A 19,505-nucleotide genomic window follows, 5' to 3' on the forward strand; every position below is an offset into this window, starting at 1 on the left:
CATAAACTGTATCCAGATATTTTTGGTCGAAACCCATATTAATTTACCACCGCGGTTATGTAACTCGGTTGGTATTGCAACGTGCAATTCTGAATACTCTACAAAGTTAGTAGATTTTATTTTGTTTCAAAATTTATTTTAAAATAATTAATTCATGATGAGAATTTTATGAATGATGTCGATCCGATTATTATTTCTTTATGGCAGCAATTATAATAAATATTGGCCTTCTCATCTCGTCTTTCATTTCCGGATAAATTTTTAAAACTTCCTCTGAAGGTTTGGATTCCGATATTTGTTGAATATCAAAATTAGATTTAATAACTGTGTTGATGATAGTTTCTAAATTTCGATGGTATTTAGTTACCTCGTGTCCAAGAAATCGAGTGTTTCTTTGACCTTCTTCCTGATAATTGTCCATCGGCCAATGCAGACGATTTCCATTTTCATCCTTAAACCAATCCTGTTCAGCTCTTGAAGTAAAAGCAGGGTGCTCCATTGAAAAGACAAAACTTCCTCCTTTTTTAAGAATTTGATTTATTTTCATAAAAACACTGCTTAAATCTTTTAGGTAATGGAATGCAAGTGAACTAATAACGACATCAAATTCTTCATGGTCAAAATTAATATCCTCGATGGCCATTTTTTTATATTCAATTTCAAAGTTTTTGGAATGCTCTTTTGCTTTATCAATCATTTTTTGAGATAAGTCAATTCCAATTACATTTTTAGCCCCTTTTTGCTTAGCATAAATGCAGTGCCATCCATATCCGCAACCTAGATCAAGCACTTTCTTATTTTGGAAATCGGGTAACATTTTCTGTAAAACATGCTATTCTCCAGCAGCATTTAAACCATCTATAGAACGTTGCATCTTTCCATAGCTTTCAAAGAAGCTAGGATCATCATATTTGTTTTGTTTCATTTTATTATTCGCCGTTTCAAGATAATTTCAAATTTACTGCCAATATTATTTTTATCAAAACTTAGTTGGCTGAACGAGACATAAAAGCATACTTGACGATCCACCCATCAACAAGGGTGGATAAACCTTTAGTAAGTTACACTGTTATTAACATATTATCTCTTCGTTAGGAAAATTAAATTTGATATTGAATTAATTTTTGGTTATTTTTAAATTGTAAAATATATTGTACATAAATGTTTTAATATTTTAATGAAACTAATATTGATTTAATGAAGAAATATCTGCTTTTATTGCTATTTTTTTGCACACTGCTTATTGTTAGTTGCAAGAAATCAGAAGAAATTGATCCCCTATCAAACATGAGTATCGTCTTCTCTGACAATAATCATCCTGTCAAAGGAAAAGTGAAGTACGACTATAATTTGGACAATTGTGGACAGATCAATCTTATTACGAGCGTAAAGGAATCTGATGGTACTTATTCACAATTGAAATTAACTTTACTTTCTAATGGAGCATTAGCCAAGGTTCAGTATTTCAAACAAAATTCTTCAGCTGATGGTAACTATTTTGCTCCACATCTTCAGCCAGAGAAATCTTTTCAAATCGCGGATTTTAAATATGAAAAAGCAGGTGGTCGATTATCTTTTTCTTTTAGTGGAAAAGTTTATAAAAACAATGAGCAAGAACGAGTACTGACTGGTAAAGTAGATCTGCACGCCATTGAATATGCACCGTGCGAAGCATTGATCCTTAATGTAATGACAGTGAAATCTGCTTTTAATTTTTTCTCTATGTACTCATCTTCTACTAAATCAACTGTTAATCCAGGTAGATCGGACCAGTACAACTACTATACATATGTTGCTCACTCCAATTCTGGTCAATTTATAAATTTGAAGCTGGAAAGCGATATTTCAAAATTGGTAGGCCAGGAGATTGACTTTGATGACACTAATCCATTATACAGTGTTAAGTACTGGGAATATACCGGACTGTTTATGTTGGAGGAATCTTATGGATCCCTTGATCAAAACTGGAAGCGTTTTCAAACGAGGGGTAAATTTACCAGTATCCAAAAAGTATCGGATGAAAGATACAATAAACCGTATTACAAAGGTATAATCGTTATGGATATACTTGATGAAGGCCGTTTAGTTAAAGAAAGTGTCGAATTACCTTTTTATATGTCGTCAATGGACTGAGTAGCTCAATGAAATGTAGCATAGGCCACCTGAATAAATGTGTCTTTTATAATTACAATGCGTCTGATATTAATCAAGTGCATTTGTGAGGTCCTTTGGATCAAAGTTTAAAGTGTACTAGTTTTTCATTTAATATATGGGCATGTAGTGGAAATGCTTTACCTTAATATGGAGTGAAGCTGAAGGTAAAATATACCGTAGTAAAACTTCTGTAGGTTAATAACTTATATTAATGTATAAATGATATTTAAGAAATGTATAAATGATATTTAAGAGTTTATAGAGGTATTTTAGAGTTTAAGCCGCGGTAATACAATCTCTCTTTTACCAAGTTATAATTGCGAGATAGTTACTTATATAAACGCATATTTTGTTGTAGCCAATTTTCAAATAAATAAACCATTATGGCAATTTTAAAAGGTGGGATAAATGGACCTTTTTCGGGTAAAGTCGGAAGCATTGTAGGTTATGAATTAAACGGTCAGGCTATTATTCGGTCTCTTCCGCAAGTTGTGAAAAGAGCTCCTAGCGAATTGACGCTTATTAATCGGATGCGTATGAAGGTAGTATCCCAGTTTCTGAGACACCTTAAAGCTCCGATCGCATTTGGCTATAAAAACGTTGCCCCCAAAGGCAGTCGTATCGGAACTTTTCAATCGGCCCAATCTTATTTATTCCACAATGCAATTGATTATGACACCGAAAATGTGCCCTATGTTAATCCGGAGAAAGTGTTGGTATTTCGAGGTGATATGGTCCCGCCACAGCTTATTAATGTGGAACGTAGGGACAATAAGCTGTATGTCGAATGGAATACAGATGCCTGTAAGGGTTATCCTACTGCAGTCGTTGTACTCGCTTATGTAATTGAAAAGTCCTGCGTTTGGAATGAAGGAGCAGCAATCTCTACGGATGGAAAAATGTTGTGGGAACACACACAATTTTCTATTAAAGAAGATCAGGTCCACATCTATGTCGGTTTCTACGATATGCTACATGATAAATTCTCAGATTCTGTATATGGAGGATGCGTATAAGAAGTTTTTTTATGCTGCCTGATCAAAGTATAACTAACATTTTCTGTCCAATACTTTTTAGCTACAATAGCATATCATGGACAGAAAGTGTTAATAAAGTTATTACTACATGCTTCTGTCGTATTGCCTCATCTGGCCCAATAGTTTTCTTTGAATGTGATGGTGGTTTTATAAACATCTATTGTTGTCTCCAATTCACGGGAGTCATAACACCTATTTTTATTTTTGTATCGTGGTTAAATTCATTTGCAAAAAATACAATAGCTCATTATTGTGTTTTACCCAAATACGAGGTTTTTCTCATTCTAGATCTTGTAAGCCATTTTATAGTATAAGTTATGTCATAGAAACGGTCAAGGTAATAGACCATTAACCACTTTATATATAGAGAGATCTATTTCAAAAATGAAGCAACCAACTCTTCGATAACAAGCATCAATATATTAGCAAGCCAAAACAGATTTTGTAAGCACCTATTATGGAGTGAAGGACGAGCCAATAAACGAATAACATTGACTATACAATCGCCCTAGTGGCACACAACAAATAGCCTGCATGCACACAAGAACGACACTAGGATGAGCCTAGAATCACACAAGGTGGAGTATACTTCCATGCTGCATGTGCACAATGATGCGCCTTCCTATGGCCTCGCTATGCACATGTTATAGACAGCAAATGAGCAATTAGGCTTATCCGACCGCTATAGATGGAAATAGAAACAATAATCCATTTCATTATATTGCTTTTCTTTTAAGGAGTATCAAGATATATGTTAAATATATCTTGATACCTTCTGTTGCCAATCTCATCGTTTATCGTATTGATACCAATTGATCTTTGTGGATACGCGCATTAAAATTGCCAATATGATAAATATACCTATTGTACCCACTATGAGTGAATAATCACGTAATTGCATTAAGATAAATATGAAACTATAGAAAATGGAAAGTATTCCAGAAAAGATAAGTGCAGACCTGCTATCATTGGTAATAGATTTAATGAATGAAGCGATAAGAATAATAGTAGCTAATGCGGCTAGTAGGTAAGCGAGGTTGAAACCCAGATGCTCACTAATGGAAAGAAGCAGGGAGTAAAAGAGTACCATAGCAAAACCAATCAGCATATACTGTATAAGATGTATGCGTTGTTTTTTTATAATTTCTGTGAAGAACAGTGCCGCAAATGTTAGAATAATAATCAAAATTCCATATTTGGCTACACGGGTAGTTTTTTGATAATTATTGACTTCCTCTAAGAAGTTGATTTGAATCATATCTTTTTCTGTCGCTATACTACTCTCAGTGGTAGCGGTAGGTTCGACAGTACTGCTATATCCTTCACTGACGGCATTACTGATTTCATAATTGTTTTTAATTTCATACAGTTTCTCTGCTTCACCAACCCATTGTTGCGAAAATTTACGGTTGAAACTTGGAATATTCCAGGTTGCCTCAAAATTGTTCCCTGTTATATTTCGGTCATCGGCTAAAACGGCACCGTTAAAACTTGGATTAGCCCAATTTCCCTGGGTATGGATCTTAGTCTGTTTTGCCAATGGAAGGAAGTTAATGGATTGCGAACCTCTTACATTAAATTTAATCTGAAAATTACCTAAGGTTGTTTTTGTTTGAGAAAGATCGATGGCTGCAATCATGTTATTCTCAAAAGGATTTAGAGCAGACATATTAGGTTCGAAGTCAATTTTCGTTTGATTGAAAACCAAACTTGGAGATGCTCCAAGCCCTTTAAGATCACTTAAACCAATCAGTATTTTGGCATTTTTCCATTCTAGTTCCTGACCGCTCAAGTCTATTTTGTTAAAATCGATCGCATCAAAGGAACCTTTTAAATCAAGTTGGGCATTGTAGACGACGCTTTTATAAATACCTCTTTTAAGCGATTCTGGTGAAATCACACTATTAATGTCCAATGATTTTGGCATTAGGTAAACGTATTGTGTTATGTAGGTATTCTTAGTGGAGATGATGTTCTTATCCGTAGTTACAATTTCTTTTACAACCTGATAGGGGATGGCAATAATAGGGCCTGATATCACCTGTTGACCAGCCCATTTAAATGCAATTTCACTGCTTACTTCTGACTGTCTATTTTTTCTTTCTTCAATAAGATCCTTCACCCAGAATAATGGGATTAGCAGTAATAGAACCAGTACAACAATGGTACTCAGTTTGGCGAAAATAGATGAACCAATACGTTCTAAGAGGGGTGTTTTATTTGTTTCCATGATTTTAAATTTATAATGCTGTTAAATTATGATGGTTAAGGTGTGTTTTTAAATTAAAAGATAAGCTGTTTTTGATTTCAGCTAAAGGAATTTTCAATAATGCCTTAAAATCCAGATCATAGAATTTTTGCATAGAATTTCCTTTTGCTAATGCTCTGAAGTACGTTTTTAGATATTCGGGATATATACAGGTCCCTATTCCAATCATGGCAAATTGGTATAAACTTATCTTTCCATTGCCAAGTAATAGATACTGCATAGCAACTTCGTCCTGTATTTCTGTGCCGCACTCTGTGATGACATGAAACACATCGTGATTCTCTAGTTTTGGGATAACATCAAAACCTTTCTCTTGATAGAATATACCTATATGATATCCCAAAGAGTCTTTCGGGAATTTTAGGAAATCTTCTTTACTGATTTTCCAAGCTGATTTATTTTGCTTAAATAACTCTGTGTAAATCTTTTGACTGGAGTTGTACAAAGCGAGCATTATGGTTAATCGTATTTTCATGTTTTTTATTTTAAAAGTACTTTGAAATTCAAAGTAAATGGATAAAAAAATTATTTGTATTGTTGTTTGATCAATTTTTCAAGAGCCTTTAAATGTTCTTCGAAAGCCCTTTCACCTTCGGTTGTTCTTCTATATCGTGTATTTGGCTTTCTGTCGACAAAGGTTTTAAAAACTTCGATGTATTTTTCCTTTTCCAATGTTTTCAAATTAGAAGCCAGATTTCCATCAGTGACATCCAGTATGGATTTTAATGAATTAAAATCATATTCGTCATTAGCCATCAATACGCTCATGATCTGTAAGCGGACTTTATTTTCAAATACTTTATTATACTGTGTTAAGTCTAAATTCACTATTCGTATTTTTTATGAACGATTACTCCATATATGATATGTAGAACTCCAAATCCCAATGCCCAAAAAATAATTCCATTACCTGGAAAAAGCAAAGCTAATAGTCCTAGTACAATTTCTAAAATTCCAAGACCTTTTATTTCACTAAATGTATAATGACTACCGGCTGTAAGTGCCAGACCGTAAAAAATCAATAGGATAGAGGATACCACCGCATAGTTTTCTTTAAAGATAGCTATGATGGCAAATAGGCCTCCAGTACAAAGCGGAACTGCCATTGCAAACAATAAAGCCCGGCTTGTGGTATTCCAAATATTTTGGCGATTAGCTTTAGCTTTTTTTATGGCCATAAAGACTCCCGTAAAGATAGAGGCTATTAAAACGAGAATAGCTGTCGTTAGAAGTTTCATGATAATCAATGGTTCATTGACATAATGATCCCGATAACCCATTTGACTATCAAAGCCATAAACTTCATAGTAGGCATATGCTGCTCCTAGTAGTGCATATGTACCAATAAGAACACTGGAAATCCCGCTAATGGAAATAAATTTGCTAGATTTTTCCATTAAATTCCGAATACTTGCTATTTCTTTTACTAAATCTTCTTGTTTCATAAAAGTACTTTGTTTTTCAAAGTAAATGAATAAGAATGAATTATGCAAATTTATTTTTTACCATAAAATATAAATTAGAAAATAATGAAAATTTATTGAGAAAAGACTTGCATCATATACGTTTCGTTTCTATCTTTGTGCCAACAAGAAATCCTAATGCGGAAGTGGCGTAATTGGTAGCCGCACCAGACTTAGGATCTGGCGTCGCAAGACGTGGGGGTTCGAGTCCCTTCTTCCGCACTTGAATGTCCTCCCGAAATTAAATCATCGGGAGGATTTTTTTTTATCAAAATAATGCGTAACGGTTTAGAAAGAGTATGAACATTTCACACGAAAAAGTTGACGCGATCAACGCAGTAATTACAGTTGATTTAGCGCCAGAAGATTATAACCCACAAGTAGACAAAGAAATCAAGGATCAAGCTAAAAAAGCTAAATTACCTGGATTCCGCCCTGGTTTAGTGCCTGCAGCACATATTAGACGTACTTATGGTAAATCAATTTTGTTGGATACAGTAAACAAAATTGTTAATGATAAAATTACAGCGTACATCGGCGAGAATAAATTAGAAGTTTTAGGTCAACCTCTTCCTATTGAAGAAACGGCTACATATAACTGGGACTATAAAGATAACTTCCAATTTAAGTATGAAATTGGTTTAGCTCCAGAATTTGTAAATCCTTTCACTAAAGAAGCTGAATTTACAGAATATGACATTAAGGCTGATGATGAAACTTTAGAATCACGTATTAAAAATTTACGTCGTAGCTATGGTAAAATGACTAACCCTGAAGTTTCTGAAGAAGGTGATGTTTTATACGCTACGTTGAAACAAGATAAAGAAGACGGTATTGAGAAAACAACTTCGGTACGTACTGATATTATCGAAGATGCAAAAATTAAAAAATCTTTAGTAGGTCTTAAACAAGATGATACGGTTAAGATTGATATTAAAAAAGCATTCAATGCTGAAGATATCTCCCGTATTTTAGGAATCACTCCTGAGGAGGTTGAAGCTTTGGACGTTACTAAATTTGAGTTAACGGTAAAAAATATCAACCGTTTAGAAGAGTCTGATTTAAATCAGGAGTTCTTCAATAAATTGTTTGCTGAAGGCGAAGTTACTGAAGAAGCTGAATTCAGAACAAAAGTAAAAGAAGAAGTTGAAAACTTATTCAAACAAAATTCTGACCAACGTTTACGTAATGATATGTATACTTTCGGTATGGAAAAAGTTGATGTAGCTTTTCCAGAAGAGTTTTTGAAAAGATGGTTAAAAGCAACGAACCCAAGTATCTCTGAAGAAGAGTTGAACGAAGGTTTTGCTGATTTCTTGAATAACTTGAAATGGACGATCATTGAGAACCGTGTTGTTACTGAAAATGGTCTTGAAGTTAAATATGATGAAGTAATCAATTTGGCAAAAGAGCGTATTTATGCGCAGATCAAAATGTACAACATCAATGAGGAGCCAAGTGATGAGCAATTATCGCAATATGCAATTCAAATGTTGCAAGATAGAGAGCAAGGAAACCGTTTGTTCGAAGAAGCAAAAGCACTTAAAGTGTTCGAATTCTTAAAAGAGCAAATTAAAATCAATAAAGAAGAGATCGAATATAGTGCATTCGAAAAATTAGCGTAAGCTATTCAACTTCTAATCATAGAAAAAGCCTTTCCATATTTTGGAAAGGCTTTTTTTAGGTGCAATTACTGGTTTCTAAGCTTGATATAATATGAAGTGAGCCTTAGATAAGAAAGTTTTAGTATGATTACACGAGCTTTTATATGACCTTCATGTTGTTTGCACCAAGATGGTCTATTTGTTTTTAATTGAATAAATTATTAAGCTGTTGAAGGGCTATTGCTATTTCGCTTTTTTCTTTTTTCCAAATGGAAACATCCGCGATAGAAATTCTGAAAAGGAATTGAACTCCTGACGGTATACTAAACCCACGGCACTCACATATTCCTCACCATTAGGATTGATAAGGAAATTCCGTGTATTTAGACGGTTAGACCCTCTTAGAAGTAAACGACCATCTTTACGAAGATAAAACAGGGCTTCTGCATCCGTAGTTACACGGTCCGAAAATACATTTAAATCCGTCAGCTGGTTGCTCCTGTTATCTGTGATTCCACCCGTCAAGATTAAACGATCATTAAAAAGTCTCAATGATGCTGAAGCATCATTTAAACTTTTAATATTGATGTCGAAAAAATTGATATTTAGAGATTCTGCAATGATATTATTTAATTGATTGAAAGCAATTTCAGTTCCGGCAGATAATAAGGTATTGTTGACTTCTTTACCGAAATCAGTCTGCGATCCTGGCGTAAAGCTTCTGCGAACGATTAAACTGAGGGCTTGCTGATTGATGTTGTTAACATCTGAAAGATAACCTTGAAGTTCATCTTTGACATATGGATCCTGAGGAAAGTTGAGATCAAAATTTATTTCGGGCTGACTCAATAAACCTTTTAGATTCATATCCGCTTGGGCAAGAATTCGTTGCGGATTGTCTGTTTGTCCTGCCGCATTATAAAGAGGGGACAGGGAAGTTCTTTGTTGGTAGATCGCAGTCAAATTAATGTTGGCTTCGGCGGGTTTACCAGCCCAGCGAATAGTTCCTCCTTCTTTAAGATCGAAGATCTTATTCAGATAATCCTGTGCTTTAAAATTGAATTTACCAGAACTGATGATATAATCGCCGAACATTCCAAAGTCACCTAGAGAGCTGATATTCATTGTGATATTTCCTGTTCCACGTCCAGATACACCACCTAAAGTAGTATATAAATTCATTTCTGCATTTGGACTTAAAGAAAGATCCATATTCATCGTGATACCATTGAAACTTTTTCTTTTTATCTGTTCGGAGGTAATTGCGCTATCTGGAGAAACGAAATAGATAAAATCGTTATCACTGATTGTCATCGAACTATTGAAGGGAATGTTAATAACTGTATTGTCTTCCGACTTAGCTTTGATATCGATATTGATAGCTGAGGTTAGACCTTTGAAGTTGAAATCACCACTGGCATATGCTGTTCCATAATAAAGATTGTTGTCCTTAAGCGTAGTGTTGAGCGTTAAAAAATTATTCGCTCTTACCTTAACATCAATAGTCGGATCGGAAAGCTTATTTAGATCGACCATACCATTGACAAGGGCTTCACTGTTTTTAGGATCAAGAATTTTAAAATTGTTGAGGAAAATACCATTTGATACTATAATGGCTTTATCAGTAAGATGGTAGGGAGTCCTTAAATAATTGATGATAAATGATGCATCGGTGAAATTAGCATTTCCACTTATTTTTGGCTTGTCGATATTTCCTTTGATATCAAGCTCACCATGGACTCTTCCTTGGAGATTTGAAACTAATGATTTCAAAAAAGGTTGGAAAAGGATAAGATCAGTATTCTTTAGGGAAGCCTTGAGATTTATTTTATCCTCCTCCTCTTTGATATTATAGGTGCCGGCAAGTGTAATGCTTTTGTTCCCATCATCGATTTTACTGTCTAAATGGACAATATTGGCATTTTGGTCGTAATTTGCCTTTAAGCTAAGCTGACCGATTGGAAGTTGATTATAAAGGATCGGATTTGTCTGTAGGTTAGCAATAAAATATGGGGACTTAAAAAGGGAATTGATTTCAAGATTACCATTCATTGCGCCTGACATAGTAATGCCAAGTGGCTTTGTAATACCATTTAAAGAACTTAGGTTAAAATCTTTGAATAAGATATTCAATTGGTCGCTTTCAGCATTAGACAATATCCCATTGAGCAGTACTTTTTGTTCATCATGCTGTAATGTCAAATCTTGCAAGAACCATTTCCCTTTGGAAACTTTAAGTTCTGAACCCTGGGTAAGTGACCATTGGTTTTTATTAATAATAATAGTTGATGGATCAAAACTGATAAATGCAGGCTTCTGGTGAGCAAAACGAATAACACCATTAAGATCAAGGTTATTACTAGCATCTAGTTCGGATAGTTTTATATTGAAACGTAAACTATCATTGGAAAGAATGTTAGCAATATTTACATTTTTAATATAGGTGCTATCCGTGAGATTTATACGGTCTGCTGAAGCTGATACAGACATGGATTCTGTATTGGAGATCTGATCTACAATAAGGTTAGAAATCTTTATGCCACTATATTTGAAAATGGGACTATATAAATTGAATTGTGCAGCGTTTTCCTCGCTTGAAAATTTAGCGTGCATAGTTGCTCCGCTATCGAGGCTGATTTCCTTTTTAAAGAAGGTCGCGATGGGTTCAAATGATTTGATTTGAAGATCCAGTTCAAAGTTTTGATTATTGTACAGCTCTGTTTCAAAACCAATTGCAGGTGCATAGCGCATGGCAAGCATTTTAAAATAAGGAACAATTGTTTTTAGATCAATCTGTCCAATAAGCGACGCAACAACAACATCGGAAGATACCGTCAGTAATCGGTTGATTTCATCTCCGGACGCTTGGAATACAACTTCTTTGATATCAAATGTACCTTTTTTTGTACTGAAATTGATGTTGTTTGCTTTCAGATCGCCGACAAGATTATTGATGTTTGATCCTTTTAAATTAGTTTCTATCGTTGTGTTGTGAACAATTATACTATCTTGCTGTGAAAGATGAAGTGCATATAAATTGGTTTCATGAATACCTGCTACTAGATTGTATAGAACGGGGGCATCTGACCAGTCCACATCTGTTTGAAAGTCTATACTTGCATTTGGGTCTTTAATGGAACCAGATCCTTTAAATTTTTCTTCAGCTATAATTCCCGATATTGGAATCTGTTGATAGGTATAATTTCTGAAATTAAAATTTTCTAAATTACCATTTAGATCTATTGAAAGTGTTTTTGATGAACTTCCTTTACCTTTTAAATTGAAGTTAAACCCTGTTGTTTTTAAAAGGCTATTGTTCAAAAATCTTCCTATATTAAAAGATTTCGATTCGTAAAGACCAGAAAATTGTGTTTCATTTTGAAAGTTTAAAGATGACTTGGTGCGAAGCGCTCCTAACTCTGTTTTTAATTCTCCATCAATATGAAAATTATTATAAAGCCCATGCAAATCTCCCTGGTACGAAACTGTATTTAATATTTTTACGATTTCTGGAAGTTTAAAATTCTTGTTATTGCTCAGTTTTGGAAGAATAACCTGCAGGTCAGCGTAGGTTGATTGTAATGATAGGTCTGTTAATTTAAAATCTGTTTGATCAATATCTGGTAAGCCAATTATTTTAACGTTGCCTTTTAATTTAGTTGCTTTTTCCGCTTCAATCTGTATATTTTTTGCATCAATATGATTTACGCTACCTTGCGCTGTGGCCTGCTTTATTTTTAAATCAAATTTGACCCGGTGCATTGATGAAGAAAAGAAGGCAATATCTTCTGAATTTAAAATAGAATTTTTGATTCTTAGGCTTACATTCACCCGATTGTTAAAATCAGAAAAGTCATCAAAACTATTAAACTCTAATTTGACAAAGTCTTTTATCGTTGATTTATTCGTGATCAATAAAAGCTTATCCAATTGAATTCTCTTGTTGCTCACAAATGCTTTTGCAACTAATCCTTTAACCTCCAATCCTTTTTTTTCCCGAAGATTTAATTGCTTAATGTCAACTTGTATGGATTTGTCCGTAAGTTTTATATTTCGAAAGTCGGCATTTAATTGTTTAATGTCTAGGTCGCCAAAATCCACAACTTTCGCATAATGTTTCTTGGTATGATCAAGATAGCGAAACTGATTATTTATTAATTTCAGTTGTTTTAAATCGAAATTTAAATTTTTACTGACTTTCTTTTCCTTTTTCTTTGGTGGAGTAAAGTACTGCAATAAAAACTGAATGTTTGAGCTGTCTTTATAAGCCTGATAATAAGCTGTGGTATTTTCTAGTGTAAGTTTATTGATAACAATTTTTTTGTCATCCCAGTATTGATTTAGATCTACCGATGCATTTAGCTTTTCAGCTATCAAAATCGTATCACCATTTGGACTGTATAATTCAAACCCTTCTAGAACCAAAGAACGAAAGGGTTTAAAATATATTTTTTTTAGAGCGATTTTTGTATTTAATTCTTTGGAGAGGTAAGAAACTGCTCGCTTGGCAATAAAATTCTGAACGGGCTCTAATTGTAACGATAGTAGCAATACTCCTAGCAAAACGAGTATGCTAGCCAGTGTAATCAGTGCTATTTTAATTATTTTTTTGATACTTTTGTACAATTATTAATTACCCCAAAGCTATGGCTGTTATTTTAGGTATTGAATCATCTTGCGATGAAACATCTGCTTCAATTTGTATCGACGGTGAAATATTTTCTAATGTTATTGCTACTCAGGCGATTCATGCTAAGTATGGGGGTGTTGTACCCGAACTAGCATCGCGTGCGCATCAACAAAATATTATTCCTACAGTAGAAGAAGCCATTCGCATTGCAAAAATACATAAAAATCAAATAGATGCAGTAGCTTTTACACGTGGTCCGGGATTATTAGGCGCATTGTTGGTTGGAACTTCATTTGCAAAGTCTTTTGCTCTTGCTCGTAATATCCCCTTGATAGATGTCAATCACATGCAGGCTCATATATTAGCGCATTTTATTGAAGATCCTAAACCTACTTTCCCGTTTTTATGTCTTACTGTATCTGGGGGACATACACAAATTGTGTTGGTGAAAGATTATTTCGAAATGGAAATTTTAGGGCAGACATTAGATGATGCCGCCGGCGAGGCGTTTGACAAAACAGCAAAAATTCTGAATTTACCATACCCGGGCGGGCCGTTAATCGATAAACATGCACAAAATGGTAACCCAGATGCCTATAAACTTCCTGAACCGCAAATACAAGGTTTAGATTTTAGTTTTTCGGGTTTGAAGACGGCCATTCTTTATATGGTGCAAAAGGAGGAAAAAGCTGATCCCGATTTTTTGAAAAATCATATGGATGATGTTTGCGCTTCAGTTCAATCGCGTATCGTATCGATATTGCTCAATAAACTTAAAAAGGCAGCCAAAGAAACTGGAGTAAAAGATATTGCAATTGCTGGTGGAGTTTCGGCAAATTCAGGTTTAAGAAGAGAATTGCTAGCAATGGGAGAACGGAATAAATGGAATGTATTTATTCCGAAGTTTGAGTACTGTACTGATAATGCGGCTATGATTGCAATAGCGGGATATCAAAAATATTTAATTAAAGATTTTGTCGGACAGGATGTCGGTCCACTGGCACGTATGCCTATGTAGTACATGGATCCCGATCATAAAAAAAAGACTAGTTGTTTAACTAGTCTTTTTTTGTTTCTACAATGGGGCACTATAACCGTATGCTTCAGCAATGTTTTTAAAAACTCCATCTACTGATTTGTAAAAATTGAGATTATAACCCTCTGCTCCCCAAAATGCGGTTGCTATTTTGATGGATTTATCGGATTGAAAAATAGATAATACTTGTAGATTTTCAAAATCAAATACGCCGCCGTCATCTACTCGCCAAGTACTCATTTCATCATATTTTGCAGGAAAATCTAACGTGATCAGCTGATCATCATGCAGATAAGATAGTACAGCAAGTGCTGAATCATTTTTAACCTCAAATAATGTTATATTAATCTGAGCTTTATTATTAAGTTCTGCTACTATTGAACTTTGGGAGATCTTTCGATTATACTGCTTCGCTATTTTTAACTTTATCTGTTCATCTGTCGCTTTGTCCATCTTCTTGAATGGTAGAATTTGATTTTGATCAATGAATTTTTGATTCACTATTAAAGCAAAATCACCCTCTTTTATTTGCTCCTTTATACTGAAAAAAGTACCACCATTATTCGAGAAATTGTTGCTTGTTTGTCGACCATTAGAGGATTCACTTTCAGATTTAGTACCTGAAAAATCAATAGAAGTGATTTTGTTTTCAATAATAGCATGTGTTGCCACCTCAGGTTTAATTTTTTCGTCTTCAACAGCCAAACTAACTAAAGAATCTTTTTTTTCATTTAAAAAAGCAAAACCTACAAAGGCTTCAGCCTTGTCTGTTTTGAGATTGCTTTCTTTTTTTTCTTGCTTGATTTGTTTTGGTTTTTCGTTCATGCAACTTATTAATAATGAAGAAGCTATGATGGCCGATAAGAATGTTGTAAAGTTTTTAACCATTTTCTATTTTATGGATTGATTTGTTCTCTATGGTTTAAAAATACGGGAAATTTTATAAATGAAAAATTTTCTTTTATGGAATTTTAATTACTGTGCATCATATGTTAAAATGTAAACTTAATTTTTAAAGCTATGCTAAACTCCAAATTGAATATTTACAAATCGGAATGGTTAGAGGTCGTTTTTGCAGGACGTAACCAATCTTATGGCGCTTTTGAATTGCGTAATTTATCGAATAAGGCAACGAACTGGTCGGTCGTAATTGTTTTAAGTGCAGTTGCTTTAATCGTGCTAAGTAGTAGCATATACAAAACATATTTCAAATCAGAAGCGCCAATTATAAATGAACGAATAACAGTTGTCGATTTACCTCCCCAGGTTGAACAGAAGGAAAAAGAGGAGGAAGACAAAATTGTAGAACCTATTCCTATTGAAAAAGAAGCACCACAACAGGTTGCTATAGATTTACCAAAGGAGGAAGTAATTCGTTTCGTTGAACCTAAAGTTGCTCCTCAAAGTATGGTAAAAGAAGATGTGGTGACGCAAGATGAACTAAACAAAACCAATAAATTGGCGGGACGCTTGAGTTTGAAGGCAAATCCTAATGGAACATCTATTGCAAGAGGTGAGTTTGGTACAGTAAAACGGGATGGTGGAATAACCGGCACTAACAAAGATGGTGCATTACATGGAGATCCAGATGCTATTGTTGGGTTTGAGCATATAGAAATTCAGCCAAGACCGCAGGGTGGGATGGAAGCTTTTATGAAATGGGTAGGCGAAAATTATCAGTATCCTGAAGCCGCTTTACAACAAGGTGTTAGTGGAATTGTTGAGGTTTCATTTGTAATAGAGAAAGACGGTACACTAACAGATATCCATGTAAAGCGTGATGTTTCCCATGGAACAGGGAAAGCTGCTGTTGAATTGCTTGTCAAAGCAAAAAAATGGAAACCAGGAGTTCAAAACGGTCGTCCGGTTCGGGTAGCCTATACATTGCCTATTCGGTTAAATACAGTCTCTCAATAAATATATTACTATTAGGGTTTAACTTTATTTAACAGTGGACGATTTAAACTTTAGGTAGTTTTCAACATCTTATTAACAAATGTCTGTAAACTCATCAATTAAAAATGGAGTAGACAAAGTTGTTAATAGTATTAAATAGAAAATATCATGAAAAAGTTAATGTTAAGTTTGTTGCTATCTGGAGCAATGTTTGCGGGTTTTGCACAAGAAAAAGCTAATATTAAAGAAAACGCAAACCATGATGGTCACCGTTCTGGAAAACGAGAATTTAAGTTAGATAAAAAATCAGCAGAAGAAATTGCGCAATTGCGTACGGATCGTATAGATCAGAAATTAAAATTTACGGATAAGCAGCGTAAGGAAATCTATTCATTGCAATTGGATCAAGCGAAAAAGGATAAAAAGAACTTTGCGGATCGTAAAGCTGCTATGGAACAGATGAAGAAGGATCGCATGGCTCAACGTGAAAAGTTGATGAAAAATCTAAATCCTGATCAACAAAAACTGTATAAAGAGTCATTTGCTGAAAATCATAAACAGCACCGCATGCGTAAATCTGAAGATCGTCCAATGCGTCGTGATCGTTTGGACAGAAATAATAAAGGTGAAAAAAATAGTATAGAGGTTAAAAAAGATATAACCGAAAAAAATAGTTAGTCTGTTTTAATGGTTTGGTTTTAATTGGTTTTTGGTAAAAAAGGTCCGTTCGTAAGAGCGGACCTTTTTTTATTTAACAAATCTTCTTGTTATGGAATTGGTGTCAAATAGCTTAGTCACTAGGTAACTTAAGACAAAACTAATAACGGCGATGAGAATTATTTTTAGACCAGCAGGTAGATATGGAATTTTGAAAAACAAATCGGATATACCCTGTACAATTATAAAGTGCGAAAGGAATATCCCAAATGTTGCAAGAGACCAATCTTTTAATGCTTTTGATTCACGCACCTTCAATCTTTGAAAAATAATAAATACTGAAAAAGTCATCATCGCGACGTTTATGGAGCAGAAATACCACACGATCTCTAAATTAGCATAGTTGGCAGGAAAATATTTTTGTGTAATTAGGAAACCTGAAAAAGTAATAACAAATCCGATCAAAAAGAGCGGAACAGCGATTGATAATGTTTTGTTCCAAGACCAATTTAAAGGGAATTTTACTAAATAGTAGGCGAGAATGATGTAGCCGATAAAACCAGAAAAATAATAAAAAGTTCCAAACTCATTCCAGGTACAGACTCCCCAAATACCCGTATTGCCGTAGTTGCCGTTGTAACCTAATAGTGGAGCAGCCATTTTAATGTAGGGCAAAACTAAGGTTACAATCCAAAAGCCTAAAAAGATCTGTATGTCTTTTTTCGAAGCGCGATCTAACCATGAACCAAATATGGGTATGATTAAATAAATGCCAATGAGCATGTAAATGTACCAAAGGGGTGTTGTATCGTAATTGAAATTAAAAATTGAGGTAATTATTTTCGTCATAGTTCCTTCTACAGTGTATTTTTCAATTGAAATCAACCCATTTGGGCTTTTTTGAATAAAATAGGCGTATAATGCAAATGCTACTGGAAGTGCAATGGACCAAAATAATAATGGAATAATGATGCGCCCGATACGTTTTTTATAAAATGTAGCGAGGTCGGTCTTAATCGGAAATAATAAAATACCGGACATCATGGCAAATAAAGGAACGCATGGTCGCACAAGACTTCCTATGAATACTGCTGTATGAAAAGAAAAGCTATTATCAAAAGAAGCGACAAATGCATCGCAGCTATGGCAGAGTACGACTAAAAAGCAAGCGAAGATTCTTAAAAAATCAATCCAGGGAATGTAAGTTCTTTTTGTTTGTAAATCCATAAATAAATTAGGTTTTTATTGATGGAGCTAAGCTAGGAAAAAAAATAGCAATTGATTTCAAATCAATTGCTACAATCTTGTTAATCTTTATTTTTTTGTTGCTCTTTCCACTGTTTGGAAAATGATTTGTCTGCGATTTTTGGTAATTGTCGATTATTTCCCCATGTTTTTTTGAAAAATTTACTAATAAAGAAGTTCTTGATCTTTCCGCCGAATAAATCGATCAGCTTTCTCCTTTGTATTAAGTAAGTAAATCCTTTCCATGCTTTTTTCTCGATTGCTGGTGATAGATCCTCTGCTACGGAATCTCTACGGTTTAGCAACAGCATACGTTGAATATCGATACCAACCGGACATACTTCTGTACATTTACCGCAAAGCGATGAAGCATAGCTTAAGTGTTTAAACTCTTTCATGCCACTGAGGTGTGGAGATATGAGTGAACCGATTGGACCTTGATAAGTCGTTTCATAAGTGTGTCCACCAATATTTTGATAGATAGGGCATACATTCAGACATGCTCCGCATCGGATACAATAAAGGCCCTGACGTTGGTCTTTTTGCGCTAATAGATTGGTTCGTCCATTATCCAGTAAGACGACATACATCTCTTCTGGACCATCAGATTCATAAGCTTGTCTTGGGCCGCTCAGTAGTGTATTATAAACTGTTAAATTTTGACCTGTTCCATGAGTGGCAAGCAAAGGCCAGAATAAATCAAGGTCATTGATCGATGGTAATATTTTTTCAATACCTACAATAGCAATGTGAATTTTTGGGAAAGCTGTTGTTAGACGGGCATTTCCTTCATTTTCTGTAATGGCAATACTACCGGTGTCTGCTATTAAAAAGTTTGCTCCGGAAATACCGATATCAGCAGTTTTATATTTTTCACGTAAAAGTTCACGTGCTTTCATTGTCAATTCTTCAGCTGTTGCTTCGAGCGGAGTGCCAAATCTTTCGTTGAATAATTGCGCTATATCTGCAAGACTTAAATGCATCGCCGGTGTAACGATGTGGTAAGGTTTTTGATCCAATAATTGAATTATAAATTCACCGAGATCACTTTCTAATGCCTCTATTCCTTTATTTTCTAGAAAATGATTGAGTTCAATTTCTTCAGAAGCCATGGATTTGGATTTGATAACAGTTTTTGCATTATTTCGTTCCATGATCTTCCAGATTTCCTGACGCGCTTCTTCTGCGTTATTGGCCCAGATTACTTTACCTCCTCGTGCTATAAATTTGCTTTCAAATTCGAGTAGATATTTATCTAAATTTTCAATAGCTCTCCATTTTGTTAGATTGGCTTCTAAACGGGAGTTCTCCAGATTTACAAATTTACTCTTCCCTTTTTCGAAAGCAATAGTATACTTGTCGATATTATAGTTAATAATATCGCGATGTTTACTGTCGAAAGATTTTGTCGCACTTTCTTTTAAAAATTTATCTGCAGAGCTTACTGACATCTAATTCTTTTAATTTTACAAAAAAAGTTGGTAATAAATTACCAACTTTTAAAGATAACGCTT

At 34.4% G+C, this 19,505-nt stretch carries 15 protein-coding genes, 1 tRNA gene and 1 riboswitch; of the genes, 7 read left to right on the top strand and 9 right to left on the bottom strand.

The window, feature by feature from the left end:
- Nucleotides 1–8: 8 nt before the first annotated feature.
- Nucleotides 9–102, bottom strand: a riboswitch (SAM-I-IV-variant riboswitch).
- Nucleotides 103–190: 88 nt separating this feature from the next.
- A complete protein-coding gene (locus HCX49_RS23960) occupies nucleotides 191–817 on the bottom strand; it encodes a class I SAM-dependent methyltransferase (RefSeq protein ID WP_237682884.1) in 627 nt (208 codons plus the stop codon).
- Between the two features lie 470 nt (nucleotides 818–1,287).
- Here HCX49_RS23960 and HCX49_RS23965 point away from each other — a divergent pair, with 470 nt between their 5' ends.
- Nucleotides 1,288–2,133: a hypothetical protein gene (locus tag HCX49_RS23965; protein WP_168128345.1), complete on the top strand. Its 846-nt coding sequence runs from the start codon at nucleotides 1,288–1,290 to the stop codon at nucleotides 2,131–2,133.
- A 404-nt stretch (nucleotides 2,134–2,537) separates the two neighbouring features.
- Complete coding sequence (locus HCX49_RS23970; RefSeq protein ID WP_168128346.1) at nucleotides 2,538–3,170, top strand: DUF6266 family protein; 633 nt, start codon at nucleotides 2,538–2,540, stop codon at nucleotides 3,168–3,170.
- An 808-nt stretch (nucleotides 3,171–3,978) separates the two neighbouring features.
- Here HCX49_RS23970 and creD read toward each other — a convergent pair.
- From creD to HCX49_RS23990, 4 genes are read right to left on the bottom strand one after another with little or no spacing between them, the layout of a single operon-like run.
- Nucleotides 3,979–5,421 (bottom strand): cell envelope integrity protein CreD, encoded by a 1,443-nt coding sequence (gene creD, locus HCX49_RS23975; protein WP_168128347.1) that lies wholly within the window; start codon nucleotides 5,419–5,421, stop codon nucleotides 3,979–3,981.
- 10 nt (nucleotides 5,422–5,431) lie between these two features.
- The gene (locus HCX49_RS23980) at nucleotides 5,432–5,935 is read right to left on the bottom strand and encodes a Coq4 family protein (protein ID WP_132772124.1); all 504 of its coding nucleotides are present in this window, start codon (nucleotides 5,933–5,935) and stop codon (nucleotides 5,432–5,434) included.
- Nucleotides 5,936–5,985: 50 nt separating this feature from the next.
- Complete coding sequence (locus HCX49_RS23985) at nucleotides 5,986–6,288, bottom strand: winged helix-turn-helix domain-containing protein (RefSeq protein ID WP_021189616.1); 303 nt, start codon at nucleotides 6,286–6,288, stop codon at nucleotides 5,986–5,988.
- On the bottom strand, nucleotides 6,288–6,905 hold the full coding sequence (locus HCX49_RS23990; protein ID WP_132844622.1) for a hypothetical protein: 618 nt from the start codon (nucleotides 6,903–6,905) through the stop codon (nucleotides 6,288–6,290). The genes HCX49_RS23985 and HCX49_RS23990 overlap by 1 nt, the downstream gene beginning before the upstream one ends.
- A 158-nt stretch (nucleotides 6,906–7,063) precedes the next feature.
- On the opposite strand from HCX49_RS23990, the gene HCX49_RS23995 reads away from it, so the two are divergent.
- Nucleotides 7,064–7,145: transfer RNA gene (locus tag HCX49_RS23995), tRNA-Leu, on the top strand.
- 77 nt (nucleotides 7,146–7,222) lie between these two features.
- Nucleotides 7,223–8,548, top strand: a complete 1,326-nt coding sequence (locus HCX49_RS24000) for a trigger factor (RefSeq protein WP_132772126.1) — start codon at nucleotides 7,223–7,225, stop codon at nucleotides 8,546–8,548.
- A gap of 222 nt (nucleotides 8,549–8,770) precedes the next feature.
- Here the strand turns inward: HCX49_RS24000 and HCX49_RS24005 are convergent, their stop codons facing one another.
- Nucleotides 8,771–13,153 (bottom strand): translocation/assembly module TamB domain-containing protein, encoded by a 4,383-nt coding sequence (locus HCX49_RS24005; protein ID WP_206368696.1) that lies wholly within the window; start codon nucleotides 13,151–13,153, stop codon nucleotides 8,771–8,773.
- A gap of 20 nt (nucleotides 13,154–13,173) precedes the next feature.
- Between HCX49_RS24005 and tsaD the strand changes: the two genes are divergently transcribed.
- A complete protein-coding gene (tsaD, locus tag HCX49_RS24010; RefSeq protein ID WP_168128349.1) occupies nucleotides 13,174–14,175 on the top strand; it encodes a tRNA (adenosine(37)-N6)-threonylcarbamoyltransferase complex transferase subunit TsaD in 1,002 nt (333 codons plus the stop codon).
- Nucleotides 14,176–14,232: 57 nt separating this feature from the next.
- Here the strand turns inward: tsaD and HCX49_RS24015 are convergent, their stop codons facing one another.
- Nucleotides 14,233–15,018 carry a hypothetical protein gene (locus HCX49_RS24015; protein ID WP_132772129.1) on the bottom strand — a complete coding sequence of 262 codons (786 nt, stop codon included), beginning with the start codon at nucleotides 15,016–15,018 and terminating at the stop codon, nucleotides 14,233–14,235.
- A gap of 195 nt (nucleotides 15,019–15,213) precedes the next feature.
- Between HCX49_RS24015 and HCX49_RS24020 the strand changes: the two genes are divergently transcribed.
- Both HCX49_RS24020 and HCX49_RS24025 read left to right on the top strand, forming a co-directional pair.
- Complete coding sequence (locus HCX49_RS24020; protein WP_168128350.1) at nucleotides 15,214–16,110, top strand: energy transducer TonB; 897 nt, start codon at nucleotides 15,214–15,216, stop codon at nucleotides 16,108–16,110.
- Nucleotides 16,111–16,257: 147 nt separating this feature from the next.
- Entirely contained in the window at nucleotides 16,258–16,767 is a 510-nt protein-coding gene (locus HCX49_RS24025) for a hypothetical protein (RefSeq protein ID WP_168128351.1), read from the top strand.
- 69 nt (nucleotides 16,768–16,836) lie between these two features.
- Here the strand turns inward: HCX49_RS24025 and HCX49_RS24030 are convergent, their stop codons facing one another.
- Entirely contained in the window at nucleotides 16,837–17,973 is a 1,137-nt protein-coding gene (locus HCX49_RS24030; protein WP_168128352.1) for an acyltransferase, read from the bottom strand.
- An 80-nt stretch (nucleotides 17,974–18,053) separates the two neighbouring features.
- Nucleotides 18,054–19,442, bottom strand: coding sequence for a LutB/LldF family L-lactate oxidation iron-sulfur protein (locus HCX49_RS24035; protein ID WP_168128353.1), 1,389 nt, complete (start codon nucleotides 19,440–19,442; stop codon nucleotides 18,054–18,056).
- Nucleotides 19,443–19,505 lie beyond the last annotated feature (63 nt).

Origin of the sequence: Sphingobacterium sp. B16(2022), assembly GCF_012030425.1 — a bacterium.
In the GTDB taxonomy this organism is placed as follows: Bacteria; Bacteroidota; Bacteroidia; order Sphingobacteriales; family Sphingobacteriaceae; genus Sphingobacterium; species Sphingobacterium anhuiense.